This window comes from Rhizobium sp. NPDC090279, assembly GCF_044769665.1.
Lineage (GTDB): Bacteria > Pseudomonadota > Alphaproteobacteria > Rhizobiales > Rhizobiaceae > Rhizobium.
The window spans coordinates 787,406-800,590 of record NZ_JBIVYI010000001.1; the positions used below are offsets into that span (position 1 = coordinate 787,406).

Genomic DNA, 13,185 nt, shown 5'->3' on the forward strand with positions numbered 1-13,185 from the left:
CTAGAGCGGATTCAGATTTTAGGTCGATTCGACCTAAAATCATCCGGCTCTAGGCGGCGCAAAGCTACGTCCCGAAACCATCGCAGTACAGGCCAGCCGTCCTCACAGCTTGGTGACTGGAATGGCACTAACCGGAACTCTGCCTACGAGAGACGCTTGGCCTTCAATACGGAAACGGCCGTCTCGCTGTTATGCACATAGTCGTTCGCGTCGGGCTGACGCTGCACCAGCAGGATGAACAGTAGGTCAGTCAGCATCAGCTGCGCATCGCGGGCGGTGATCGCCGAGGAGCGGACGCGATCCTCATCGCCGACGGTGTGAAGGCGGATATCGGCGACGCGGGAAAGCGGGTTGTCCTGTAGACCGGTGACGGCAATGACGGTTGCCTGACGCTGGCTTGCCAGTTCCGCGATCCGCAGCGTCTCGATGCTGGCGCCGGAATAGGAGAGCGCAAAGAGCAGGTCGTGCGGACCCAAGGTCGATGCGTTGGCCATCTGTACATGGCTGTCGCTGTCATGCAGCACGTTGCGCCCGAGCTTCATCAGCTTATAGGAAAAATCGCGCGCCACCAGCGACGAGGCGCCGACACCCGCGAGATGGATGCGCCGGGCGTCATGTAGCGCTTCCAGCGCTTTTTCGATATCGGCTTCGTTGTTGACCGAGATGGTCTGCTGCATGGCCTGCATCTTGCTGCCGAGCAGCTTCTGCAGGATCGTGAGATAGCCATCACCCACTTCGATCGTGCCGTGGATCATGCCGGCGGGCGCCTGCCATTCCTGTGCCTTGGCCTCGCTGACGGCAAGTTTCAATTCCTGATAGCCGGCATAACCGAGTTTCTGGCTGAACTTGACGACGCTCGACTGGCTGCGGCCAGTTTCGACAGCCAGAGCCGCCGAGGACAGGCGCAACATCTGGTCCGGATTGTCGATGATGAATTGCCCGATCTGGCGATCGGCGGGGGCCATGCTTTCGAGCTGCGCACTGATTTTCTTTAAGATCGACATTTGTCCCTTCGAGCCATCGAGGCCGTTTTACCCGTCGACACGAGCGAGCCGAAAATAGCATCCGGCTCAAGGTCGGCAACCTCGCTTCGTGCAATCGGACATTATCACAGCAAATTGGAATAAAAAATTCCAAATCCGGTTGACACTATGGAATGGCCGATTAGTCTTTAGAGGAACGCGTGACGGCCTCTTGGCGTCTTCACCTTTTCCTTGACGGATTTTCATGATGGACAGACTTCGCATCTCCGGCGGCAAAAGGTTGCAGGGTGCTGTCACCATCGCCGGCGCCAAGAACGCCGCCTTGCCGCAGATCGCCGCAGCGCTTTTGAGCCCACATCCTCTGGAACTGACCAACCTGCCGGCCGTCAGTGATGTCGACAACATGCTCGGCGTCATTGCCCTCCATGGCGCCAAGATTGCGCGTGGGCCGCATGGCACGACGATCGATGCGGGCGACATCGTCTCGAAGGAAACCTCCTACGATACGGTCAGACGCATGCGTGCGACCGTGCTGGTACTTGCGCCTCTGCTTGCCCGTTTCGGCCATGCGCGCGTTTCGCTTCCAGGCGGATGCGCCATCGGCGCGCGGCCGGTTGACATGCACATAAAAGCTCTGGCGACGCTCGGTGCCGATATCGCGATCGAAAGCGGTTTGATCGTCGCTTTGGCTTCGAGCGGGCTGAAGGGCGCGCGGATCGTGCTGAGCTCGCCATCCGTCGGTGCCACGGAAACGGCCATGATGGCCGCCTGCACGGCCAAGGGAGAAACCGAGATCCTGAATGCCGCCCGCGAGCCGGAAGTGGCCGATCTTGCAGCCTGCTTGAGCGCCATGGGCGCGCGGATCGAGGGCGCAGGAACGCATCGCATCCTCGTCGATGGCGACACCGCCTGGCGTCCTGCCAAGCATCACGGCATCCCCGACCGTATCGAGGCCAGCACCTATGCCGTCGCGGCGGCGATCACCGGCGGCCAGCTCGAACTCATCCATGCCCGCTTGGAAAATCTGGCCTCGGTCGTGCAGGTGCTCGAAGCCATGGGGGTCAGCGTCTGGCCGAGCGACCGCGGTCTGGTGGTATCCCGCGACGGTCCGCTCAAGGGGGCCGATATTACCACGGAACCCTATCCGGGCTTTCCGACCGACCTCCAGGCGCAATTCATGGCTCTGGCCTGCTGCGCCGAAGGCGCGTCGCTGATCCGCGAGACGGTATTCGAAAATCGCTTCATGCATGTGCCGGAGTTGACGCGGCTCGGCGCCAACATCACGCTGCAGGGTACAACGGCGCTGGTGCGCGGCGGCGCACCGCTCAAGGGTGCGCAAGTGATGGCGACAGACCTTAGAGCTTCCGTTTCGCTGGTTCTCGCCGCCCTGGTGTCGAAAGGCGAAACCATCGTCAACCGCGTCTATCATCTCGACCGCGGCTATGAGCAGCTCGATCGCAAATTGCGCCTCTGCGGCGCCGATATCGAACGGCTGACGTCATGACCGCGGCATTGGAAACCGCTCCATATTTCCTGGGCATCGATGGCGGCGGCACCGGTTGCCGGGCGCGCATCGAGGATGCCGGGGGCACTGTTTTGGGGCAAGGATTGTCCGGGCCGGCGACGACCCGCCTCGGGATCGCCGAGGCATGGGCGTCGATTTCGCGTGCATCCGATGCCGCCATCGAAGAAGCCGGGTTGAATGAAGGTGCTATCGGCCGCATCCACGTCGGCGTCGGGCTGGCTGGGATCGGCCGCAAGGGTGCGCTTGCCGCCCTCAAGGCGATAGAACACCCCTTCGCCGGCATTGATTTCGTCAGCGACGGCGAGGGCGCCTGCCTTGGCGCGCATTCCGGTCGTGACGGTGCTATCGTCATCGCCGGGACAGGCTCTATCGGGCTTGGCCTCGTCGAAGGGCGGCAGTTACGGGTCGGTGGCTATGGCTTTCCGATCTCGGACGAAGGCAGCGGCGCCTATCTCGGGCTGAAGGCGGTACAGCTCGCGCTGCGTGCCCATGATGGCCGCGAACAGAAGACGGCGTTGCTGGCCGAGATCATGCAGCGTTTCCAGAGCGATCCGATGGAGGCGGTCGCCTGGATGGATCGGGCTTCGGCGACGGATTATGCCGCTCTTGCGCCGATGGTTCTTCGCCACGCCGATCAGGGCGATGCCGTCGCGCGACGGATCGTGCAGGGTGCTGCGGGCCATATCGACACACTCATTCGTACCCTGTTTGAGAAGGGCGCGCCGCGCGTCAGCCTGCTCGGCGGTCTCGCAAGCCCGCTCGAGCCCTGGCTTGCGCCCGATGTGCGTCGCCACCTGAAGCCCATCGACGGCGACGCCGTATCCGGGGCGATCATTCTGGCGCGAAGGACTATTTGCGAGCGTTAACCGCCGGAAATGACGCGGGCTCCCTGCCTGCGCACGGAATGGAATATTTTATTCCTCTATGGATTGACGAGAGGAATAAACGGACATAGTGTTAACCAAGGTAAACAGGGAATGGACGGGGAACGAAGCCGAAAAGGCCATCCCGCGTCCCGGCGACTTTGGTCGTCCGTCTTGCTGAAAACCGATCTTTGCCGCGGTGCGCCCGATATCAAAATGATCGAGCACACCACCCTGACCTATTGATATCGAAGCGTTATTTCGCGAGCAGACCCATGACAGAGCAGAAGTTGATATCCGAACTGGAGCAGTTGGTTTCCGAAGGCCGCAATCCGAATACGATGCATATCGATCTCTTGCCGACCTTCGATATCCTGCGCGAGATGAATTATGAGGACCAGACGGTACCGATCGCCGTCGAGAAGGTCATTCCGGCGATCGCCGCCGCCGTCAATCAGATCGTTGCCGCTTTTCAGAAAGGTGGCCGGCTAATCTATATGGGCGCCGGCACCAGCGGCCGCCTTGGCGTTCTCGATGCCTCCGAGTGCCCGCCGACCTTCAGCGTGCCGCCGGACATGGTCATCGGTCTGATCGCCGGCGGTCCCAATGCGCTGCGACGCTCGATCGAAGGCGCGGAAGACGATCCGGAGCAGGGGCGCCAGGCGCTGGAAGAGGTCAAGCTGACCAAAGACGATGTCGTCGTCGGCATCGCCGTCAGCGGTCGTACCCCCTATGTCATCGGTGGCTTGAATTACGCCAAAAGCATTGGCGCCTTTGCGGTCGCCCTGTCCTGCAATCCCAATTCCATCATCGCCGGCATCGCCGATCTGGCGATCTCGCCGGTGGTCGGCCCTGAAATCCTGACCGGCTCCACCCGCCTGAAATCCGGTACGGCGCAAAAACTCATTCTCAATATGCTGACGACGGCGAGCATGATCCGCATCGGCAAAAGCTATCAGAATCTGATGGTCGACGTCAGCGCCAGCAACAAGAAGCTGGTGGCGCGCGCCGCGCGCATCGTCATGCAGGCGACCGGCTGCTCGCAGCAGGAAGCGCGCCGCGTGCTCGATCTGACCGGCAATGACGTCAAGCTTGCCATATTGATGGAAATAACCGGGATGGGCATTGAAGAAGCCCGCGCGGCATTGCAAAACGCTGATGGATTCCTGCGCAAGGCCATCAACGCGAGGACTGCTTAAACGAACATCGCGGTAAGCCGCGATGGCAATCAATGGGCCAAAATCGGCCGGGGACATTTTAAAAATTTGGAGGACTGGGAATGAAGGGGAATTGTGGGAAGACGCTCATTTCGGGAATGGCGCTGGCCGTGGGGATTGGCCTTGCAACGGTCGCGATGCCGGTTGAGGCAGCGACGCTGCGCATGGCATGGTCGCAGGACGCGACCGGGCTTGATCCACACAAGCAGACGGCCTTTTCTTCCATCCGCCTGCTGGAATTGATCTACGAGCCGCTCGTTCGCCTCGATGGCAATCTGCAAATCGCGCCCGGTGTTGCCGAAAGCTGGCAGTTTTCGCCCGACGGCAAGCAGTTGACGTTCAAGCTCAATGCCAAGGCAAAATTCCAGAACGGCGCGCCGGTGACCTCGGCTGACGTCAAGGCCTCCTTCCAGCGTATTCTCGATCAGGCGACCGGTGCCGTTGCCCGCGCCAACTTCCTGTCGATCGCGAGCATCGATACCCCCGATGCCAATAGCGTCGTCTTCAATCTGTCGCAGCCCGACGTTCCGCTTCTGACCGCCATGACCAGCCTCAACGCGGCGGTGGTTCCGGCAAGCGAAATCACCGCTGGCACCATCGGCACAAAGGCGATCGGCTCCGGTCCGTTCAAGCTCGACAGCTGGGTTCCAAATTCCAAGGAAGTCTTGAGCGCCAACAAGGACTGGGCAGGCGGTGCCACCGGCGTCGATGGCATCAATATCAGCGTGCTGCCGGACGAAACCGCGATCCTTGCCTCGTTGCGCACCGGCCAGATCGATTTCGCGCTTTTGAACGATCCGCTGGTGGCAACGCTGGTGCCGAAGGAGCCGAAGCTGCAGCTCACCCGCACGCCGGTCCTCTCCTATAACGTCCTTCAGCTCAATCCGTCGCGCAAGCCGATGGATCAGCTCGCCGTGCGCCAGGCGATTTCCTGCGCCATCGACCGCAAGGACGTGATGGATACTGCCGCTCTCGGTGAGGGCAAGGTGACCGGGCCGCTGACCATGCCGCTCTATGCCACCGATCCCAGCAAGCTCTTCTGCTACACGCGCGACGTCGCCAGGGCGAGGAAGCTGATGGCCGATGCCGGCTTTGCCAACGGCTTCTCGGCAACCGTGATCGCCGCAACCGGCGAACCGCCGACAGCCACCGCCGAAGCACAGGTCATCCAGTCGCAGCTCGCCGAAATCGGCATCAAGCTCGATATCAAGGTGATGGAACTTAACGTCTATGTCGACACATGGCTCAAGGGCAATTTCGACATGGCGGTGGCGCTCAACGGCGGCAGCGCCGACCCCTATTCGATGTATAACCGTTACTGGACGAAATCAGGCAACCTGCAGAAGGTCGCCAACTACATCGACGATACGCTCGACAGCCTGATGCAGAAGGGCCGCGCCGAAACCGATCCGGCCAAGCGCAAGGAAATCTTCGCCGAATTCGAAAGGCATATCGCCGAAGTCTCGCCCTGGATTTGGCTCTACACGGCCTACGGCTACACCGCTGAGCAGAAAAACGTCGAAGGTTTCGTGCCGACGCCAACCGGTTCGCTGTTCGGTCTCAGCAAGGTTACGATCAAGTAACGGCAGTCGGGACCTGGAGCATTTCCGTTTCAAACGGTGTCACGGCAGTGCTCTATCTCTTTGTTTTTACGCAATTTTAGCCGCAAGTTCACGTCTTGGTTTAACTGAAATTGCTCTAGAGGAATCGCAATGGCATACCTGACGCGCCGGCTGATGACATTCCCGCTGATCATGCTGGGCGTGTCCATCTTCGTCTTCGTCGCCATCCGGCTGGTGCCGGGCGATGCGATCACGGCGATGCTCGGAACCAATGCGGGCCTTTTGACGCCGGAGCAGCGGCAGGCCCTGGCCGCCTATTTCGGCATCGATCAATCCTGGCCCATCCAGTATTGGCATTGGCTGCTCGGCGTATTCCAGGGCAATCTCGGTATATCCGTCACCTATGGCAAGCCGGTGCTCGACATCATCCTGGAGCGTTTTCCGTTGACGCTGGAGCTTGCCTTGCTTTCCATGGTGATTGCGCTCGCGATCGGCCTGCCGGCGGGTGTCTTTGCCGCTACGCGAAACGAAAGGCTGTCCGATCTTCTCGTGCGCATCGTCGCCATGATCGGGCAGTCGACACCGAACTTCGTTCTCGGGCTTCTGCTGATCTATGCTTTGTCTGCCGGTTTCGGTGTGCTGCCCACCATGGGCGCCTTCACGCCCATCTGGCAGGACCCGCTCGAGAATCTCGGCCAGATGATCCTTCCGGCACTGACGCTCGGCTTTGCCTTTGCCGCTTCCGTGACGCGCGTTGTGCGCTCCGCCATGCTCGATGTCTTGAGCGATGACTATGTCCGCACGGCCCGCAGTCGCGGCGTGCCGGCGCGCGGTGTGATTTGGCGCCATGCCCTGCCGAACGCGCTGATCCCTGTCGTAACGCTGAGCGGCGTTGAATTCGGCTATCTGCTTGGCGGCGCCGTACTGGTCGAGCAGATCTATGCTCTGCCGGGGCTCGGTCGGATGGTGCTCGATGCCATCCTGCAACGCGACTATGCGCTGGTGCAGGGCAGCGTGCTGTTCATCGCCTTCAACTTCATGATCGTCAATCTGCTCGTCGATCTCGCCTATGTCGCGCTCGATCCACGCGTTCGGCTGGGAGAAGGCTGATGCGGATCGTCAAAGCCATCTTTGGGCATATGAGCGGCCGGATCGGCGGTGTCATCGTCCTCGTCTATATCCTGCTCGCCCTTCTCGGTACCGTCGGTATCACGCCCCACGATCCCTTGACGCAGAACCGGATCGACCGCCTGCACGCGCCGAGCCTCACCTACTGGATGGGTACGGACCTTTTCGGCCGCGACGTCGCGAGCCGCCTGATGCATGGCATCGGAGAGTCCTTCACCGTCGCCTTCCTCTCTGTGGCCACCGCGACCCTGATCGGCACCGTACTCGGCCTGACGGCGGCATGGTCCGGCAAGCGCTGGGACGGCGTGATCATGCGTATGATGGATGTGCTTCTGGCCTTCCCAGCGATCCTGCTTGCGCTTTTGATCATCTCCATTGTCGGGCCTGGCACATGGACCAGCGTCGTGGCGATTGCGATCGTCTACACACCGATCTTCACCCGCGTTGTCCGCGGTCCGGCTCTCTCGCTGAAGGGACGTGACTTCGTCGATGCTGCCCGCACCTTCGGCAGCAGCCGGTCTTATATCTTGACGCGGCACCTCCTGCTCAATCTCGTTGCGCCCTTGACGGTGCAGGTGACACTGGCGCTTGCCTGGTCGCTGCTGACGGAAGCGGGCTTGAGCTTCCTTGGCTTGGGAACGCAGCCGCCGGCCTCCTCCTTGGGCCTGATGCTGAGCGACAGCCGCAATCTCATGGAAACGGCGCCCTGGCTGCTGATCTTCCCGGGCGTGACCATCATGATTTCTATTCTCGGCTTCAACCTGCTCGGCGATGCCCTGCGTGATATCCTCGATCCGAAAATGCGGAGGTCGACGGTATGACACCGCTCCTCTCGGTTTCCGATCTGCGCGTCGGCTTCGGACGTAATCCCGAGGCAAACCCTATCGTGCGCGGCGTCAGCTTCGATCTTGGTGCCGGCGAGACGCTTGCGATCGTCGGCGAGAGCGGCTCCGGCAAGTCGGTCACGGCGCTCTCCATCAATCGCCTCGTCGATTTCGGCGGTGGCCGCATTACCGGCGGATCGATCCGTCTCAAGCGCGCCGATAACGGCATTCTCGACCTGACCAAGGCCTGCGAAGCGCAGTTGACGAAGATCCGTGGCGGCGAGATCGGCATGATTTTTCAAGAGCCGATGACCTCTCTCAACCCGGTTCTGACCATCGGCACGCAGATCGAGGAGTCGTTCCGGCTGCATCGCAGCCTGACGGGAAGCCAGGCAAAGGCGGCGGCCAGGGATGCCTTGGATCGCGTGCGCATTCCCGATGCCGCGCGCCGGCTGACCTATTGCCCGAACCAGCTTTCGGGTGGCATGCTGCAGCGCGTGATGATCGCCACGGCCCTTGCCTGCAATCCGCGCCTGCTGATCGCTGACGAGCCGACGACCGCGCTCGATGTGACCGTGCAGGCGCAGATCATGGCCTTGCTTGCCGAGTTGAAGCGCGAGACAGGCATGTCGATGATCTTCATCACCCACGATATCGGTCTTGTTGCCGGCATTGCCGACAAGGTGATGGTGATGCAGGCCGGCGAGGCGGTGGAACAGGGCGAGCTCAATCAGATCCTCGATCATCCTGCGCATCCCTATACCCGGCACCTGCTGCATTCCGTCCCGCATTTCGCTGCTGGACAGGCAGCTCGCACCGATTTCCGACGCGAGGCGACGCCATCCAAGCCGGCGCTTAAAGTGGAAGGCCTGACGGTCCGTTTCCCGGTGCGGGGGAGCTTCCTGCGTCCGTCGACAGGCGCGGTCCATGCCGTCGAGGCGGTCGGTTTCGATCTCATGCCCGGCGAGACGCTGGCAATTGTCGGCGAGAGCGGTTCGGGCAAGTCCACCACTGCTCGGGCAATCCTCGGATTGGTGAAATCGACGCGCGGGACCTTTACGACCAATGGCGGCAAGGCCGTCGATGGTACGAGCGCGGTGCAGATGGTCTTCCAGAATCCCTATGCCTCGCTCAATCCCCGACTCCGTGTCGACAGCATCCTCGCCGAGCCGGTGATTGCTGCGGGTGGACGCATCTCGGTCGAAGCACGCGAGCGAATGGCCACGCTGCTGAAGCGCGTGGGCTTGCCGGAAAATGCCCTTGAACGCTATCCGCACGAGTTTTCGGGAGGACAACGCCAGAGACTGTGCATCGCGCGTGCCCTGATGCTCAATCCTTCCGTGCTGGTGCTTGACGAAGCGGTTTCGGCGCTTGACGTCTCCGTCCAGGCGCAGGTTTTGGAACTGCTGATCGAGCTTCAGCGCGAATACGGTCTCGCCTATCTGTTCATCTCGCATGACATGGCGGTCGTCGAGCGCATCGCGCATCGCATCGCGGTAATCTATGCAGGGCAGATCGTCGAGATCGGTGATGCCGCCTCCGTCTTGTCGGAACCCAAGCATTCCTATACCAGGCGGCTGATTGCGGCGGTTCCGACGGTCGCGCGGCGCAAGGAGACCTTCACGCTCGACACGCGTCAGGTTCCGTCGCTGGTGCGACCGGTGGGCTTTGAGCCTGCGGTTCCGGAATGGCGGCGCTTTGCACCGGATCACATCGCTCTGGCGGAAGCCTGAGCAGAGCTGCGGGGAGCCCAGATGGCAGCGGGGGGGAGCATGCAGTTTCAGGAGCGTTTCGACCAGGCCTTTGCACCGCTCGAACAATCGGTCGTGGCGGCTCGCATCCCCGGCGGCGTGCTCGGCATGGTCGATCTCGAGGGGAATCGGCAGGTTCGTGCGATCGGCTCGGCGCAGAAGGTACCTGATGTCAGGCCGATGCTGGCAGATACTTGGTTCGATCTTGCCTCTCTCACCAAGGTCATTTTCACCACGCCGCGCATTCTGGCGCTGGCCGAGGCCGGCACGATCGATCTCGATGCTCCATTGACGGAGCTTCTGCCCGATCTGCGCCAATACAGCGCCGAGGCCTGGGAGCGAAAGGTGACGTTCCGCCAATGCCTCGGGCACCAGACTCCATTCCCGGCGGTCGAGCCGATCTACACCTACGGTCGGGACCCGGAGCTCTTGCGCACCTTCATCCTCCAGCGAGAATGGCGTGCCGGGCCGCCCGTCTATTCCGATATCAATTTTATTCTGCTGGGCTTCGCACTGGAACGGCTGACCGGACGAACCATCCGGGCCATGGATGCGGGCCCCGGTTTTGCCTTCTCAGCGGCGCCAGAACTGGCGGCCGCGACGGAAGACTGCACCTGGCGTCACCGTATCCTGTCGGGCGAAGTCCATGACGACAATTGTTCAGCGCTGCAAGGCGCCGGCCATGCCGGCCTCTTCGGAGCCGCAGCCGCGATCCTCGATTTCGCCAGAGGACTGCTTGACGGCAGCGGCGCGGCGGCAGGTTCGATAGCGCTGATGCGGACGCCGCTTTCGGCGACACGCACCCATGGCTGGGAGCGGCCACATGACGGCTGGCATGGCGGCAGCCTCTGCTCCTCAGGCACCATCGGCCATACAGGCTTTACCGGCACGGCCCTCTGGATTGACTTCGACAGGGGGAGGGCCTGGACTTTGCTCACCAACCGCATTCATCCGACACGTCACTTCGACAGCGGCATTCTGGCGCTTCGTCAAGCAGTGAGCGATCTCGTCAACGCAGCTTAGGAGCCTGACCATGGAACCAATCTGGGCAGTCGGTCTGATGACCGGAACCGTCCTCGACGGCAATATCGATGTCGCCATGCTGAAGACGGATGGCGAGCGGATCGAGGAGTTCGGCCCCTATGTGCTGGCGCCTTATCCCAGCTGGATTCGGGAGCTGCTGGAAGAGACATTGCGGCAGGCGCGGGCATGGAATTTCGAAGGACCCGAACCGGCAATCTTCAAGGCGGCCGAGGAGGCCCTGACGCGCGCCCAGTCCGAGGCGGTGAGGGAACTGGTCGAAGAGAACGGCATGACGATGACCGACATCGGCGTGGTCGGCTTCCATGGGCAGACCGTGCTGCATCGGGCACCGCAGAAGGATCGGCTGGGGCAGACGCGCCAGCTCGGCGACGGGGAGTTGATGCGCTCCATTCTCGGCACCAAGGTCGCCTATGATTTCCGTTCCGCCGATATGCGCGCCGGCGGGCAGGGGGCGCCGCTTGCCGCCGCCTACCACACCGCGCTGTTGCGCGGGGCGGGCGCCGCGGGCGAAGCCGCTATTCTCAATCTTGGCGGTGTTGCGAATGTCACCTGGTGGGACGGCGAGGGCAATTTCGTCGCCTTCGATACAGGCCCCGCCAATGCGCCGCTCAACGATTTCATCAAGTCCCACGGGCTCGGTGAAATGGACCGCGACGGCGCGCTTGGACGTGCCGGCACGGTCGATGAGGCACGGCTCGAAAGGCTGCTGCAGCATCCCTATCTGACCGCACCCTATCCGAAGTCGCTGGATCGATTCGATTTCGGGGCGTCTATGGCCGATGGTCTTGGCCCGGAAGATGGTGCGGCCACACTTTCGGCCTTCACGGCAAGCGCCGTCGGCAAGGCGTTGGACCTGCTGCCGCGCAGACCGAGCAAGGTCGTCGTCAGCGGCGGTGGCCGGCACAATCCGACGATCATGTCGATGCTCCGGAGCCGTGCCGGCGTCGAGCCGATCTTCGCCGAAGATCTGGGCTGGCGCGGCGATGCGGTCGAGGCTGAGTGCTTCGCGTTTCTCGCCGCGCGCGTGCTGCGCGGTCTGCCAATCAGCTTTCCCGGCACGACGGGCGTGCCCGCGCCGATGCGTGGCGGGCGCCTCGCCGAATAGCGGCCTCCCACCGACGAGCATCGGTTTGGAGGTTTTCGCTACCGTCCATCGATGCTATGAAGAGGTCGCGAATTTGCGATCGGTTGGTCTCGGACGGATATCGCTTTGATGGCAGGCAGGCAGCATAGGGCGGGCTTCGTCGGCATCATTGTCGCCCTTGCGATCGCATGCATCATTGGTATTTCGGCGAGCAACCCCGCAATCGCGCAGCCGGAATGGAGCGTTGCGCCGCCTGTCTGCGTCTCCGGCCCGCTGACGACGGAGACCGGCGAGACGCTTTGCCTGCGCAAGGAAAGCTATAATCGCGATCTCTGCACAGCCATTGATTACTTTGCGCACGCTAATCATCTGCCGCCGGAGTATCTGGCCCGGCTGGTCTGGCGCGAAAGTACGTTTCGGCCGGATGCGGTCAGCCCCAAGGGTGCTCGCGGCATCGCGCAGTTCATGCCGGGAACGGCAAAGTTGCGTGGTGTCCGCGACAGCTACGATGCGCTTGAAGCGCTCGGCAAGGCGGCGACCTATCTCGATGAGCTGCGCAACCGTTTCGGCAATCTGGGGCTGGCTGCTGCCGCCTACAATGCCGGCGAAGCGGGTCTTGCCAATTTCCTGAATTCCGGCGGACTGCCCTTCGAAACGCGCAACTATGTGAGCGCGATCACCGCCCACAGCGTCGAGGAATGGCGGGATGATCCGCCTGATGTCGCGGCGCCGGCTCTGGACAAGGGCAAACCCTTCGTTCCCTCCTGTGTAGCGCTTGCGGAAAGCCGGCGGTTGAAGCAGGTTCCTTTCGAGCAGGAGCGACCTTGGGCGCCCTGGGGGGTGCAATTGGCCGAGCATTTCCAGGTCGATGCCGCCCGCCGTCTCTTCGCGGCAAATGTTCAAAAGCTGCCGTCTCCCTTGAATTCGGAAAAGCCGTTGATCGTGCGCCAGCGCAATGCCGATTTCGGGCGGCGCATTCGCTTTGCGGCGCGTATCGGACGTCAGACGCGAGCGGAGGCAGATGCCGTTTGTACCCAGGTCCGGCAGCAGGGCGGCACTTGCCTGGTCTTCAAGAACTGAGTTTGGCGCGCGGCAATACCTGCGTCGTGTGGCCCCGCGACGCTTATCGATTGTTTTGTCAAGTGCCTATTGGTAGTGCTTTACTCCCTCCCGCCACGCGCCTATTCGTTAAGTACCGGCATTT

Annotated in this window: 11 protein-coding genes; 10 read left to right on the top strand and 1 reads right to left on the bottom strand. The window is 61.9% G+C overall.

Translation table 11 applies throughout. The features are described 5' to 3' along the window. Positions 1-143: 143 nt before the first annotated feature. The gene (locus tag ACIQWP_RS03580) at positions 144-1,004 is read right to left on the bottom strand and encodes a MurR/RpiR family transcriptional regulator (protein ID WP_402782431.1); all 861 of its coding nucleotides are present in this window, start codon (positions 1,002-1,004) and stop codon (positions 144-146) included. 226 nt (positions 1,005-1,230) lie between these two features. On the opposite strand from ACIQWP_RS03580, the gene murA reads away from it, so the two are divergent. From murA to ACIQWP_RS03630, 10 genes are all read left to right on the top strand, one after another. Next, on the top strand, positions 1,231-2,487 hold the full coding sequence (murA, locus tag ACIQWP_RS03585; protein ID WP_402782434.1) for a UDP-N-acetylglucosamine 1-carboxyvinyltransferase: 1,257 nt from the start codon (positions 1,231-1,233) through the stop codon (positions 2,485-2,487). Further along, positions 2,484-3,374 (top strand): BadF/BadG/BcrA/BcrD ATPase family protein, encoded by an 891-nt coding sequence (locus ACIQWP_RS03590; RefSeq protein WP_402782437.1) that lies wholly within the window; start codon positions 2,484-2,486, stop codon positions 3,372-3,374. Before murA ends, ACIQWP_RS03590 begins: the two co-directional genes overlap by 4 nt. A 272-nt stretch (positions 3,375-3,646) precedes the next feature. Further along, entirely contained in the window at positions 3,647-4,570 is a 924-nt protein-coding gene (gene murQ / locus ACIQWP_RS03595; protein ID WP_402782440.1) for an N-acetylmuramic acid 6-phosphate etherase, read from the top strand. A gap of 80 nt (positions 4,571-4,650) precedes the next feature. Continuing rightward, on the top strand, positions 4,651-6,171 hold the full coding sequence (locus ACIQWP_RS03600) for an ABC transporter substrate-binding protein (protein ID WP_402782443.1): 1,521 nt from the start codon (positions 4,651-4,653) through the stop codon (positions 6,169-6,171). A 129-nt stretch (positions 6,172-6,300) separates the two neighbouring features. After that, complete coding sequence (locus tag ACIQWP_RS03605) at positions 6,301-7,260, top strand: ABC transporter permease (protein WP_402782447.1); 960 nt, start codon at positions 6,301-6,303, stop codon at positions 7,258-7,260. Further along, the gene (locus ACIQWP_RS03610) at positions 7,260-8,099 is read left to right on the top strand and encodes an ABC transporter permease (protein WP_402782450.1); all 840 of its coding nucleotides are present in this window, start codon (positions 7,260-7,262) and stop codon (positions 8,097-8,099) included. Before ACIQWP_RS03605 ends, ACIQWP_RS03610 begins: the two co-directional genes overlap by 1 nt. Beyond that, positions 8,096-9,835, top strand: coding sequence for a dipeptide ABC transporter ATP-binding protein (locus ACIQWP_RS03615; RefSeq protein ID WP_402782453.1), 1,740 nt, complete (start codon positions 8,096-8,098; stop codon positions 9,833-9,835). The genes ACIQWP_RS03610 and ACIQWP_RS03615 overlap by 4 nt, the downstream gene beginning before the upstream one ends. Before the next feature lie 21 nt (positions 9,836-9,856). Next, positions 9,857-10,876: a serine hydrolase domain-containing protein gene (locus tag ACIQWP_RS03620; protein ID WP_402782456.1), complete on the top strand. Its 1,020-nt coding sequence runs from the start codon at positions 9,857-9,859 to the stop codon at positions 10,874-10,876. Positions 10,877-10,886: 10 nt separating this feature from the next. Next, on the top strand, positions 10,887-12,002 hold the full coding sequence (locus ACIQWP_RS03625) for an anhydro-N-acetylmuramic acid kinase (protein WP_402782459.1): 1,116 nt from the start codon (positions 10,887-10,889) through the stop codon (positions 12,000-12,002). Positions 12,003-12,110: 108 nt separating this feature from the next. Continuing rightward, positions 12,111-13,061, top strand: a complete 951-nt coding sequence (locus ACIQWP_RS03630) for a transglycosylase SLT domain-containing protein (RefSeq protein ID WP_402782462.1) — start codon at positions 12,111-12,113, stop codon at positions 13,059-13,061. The last annotated feature ends 124 nt before the right edge of the window (positions 13,062-13,185 follow it).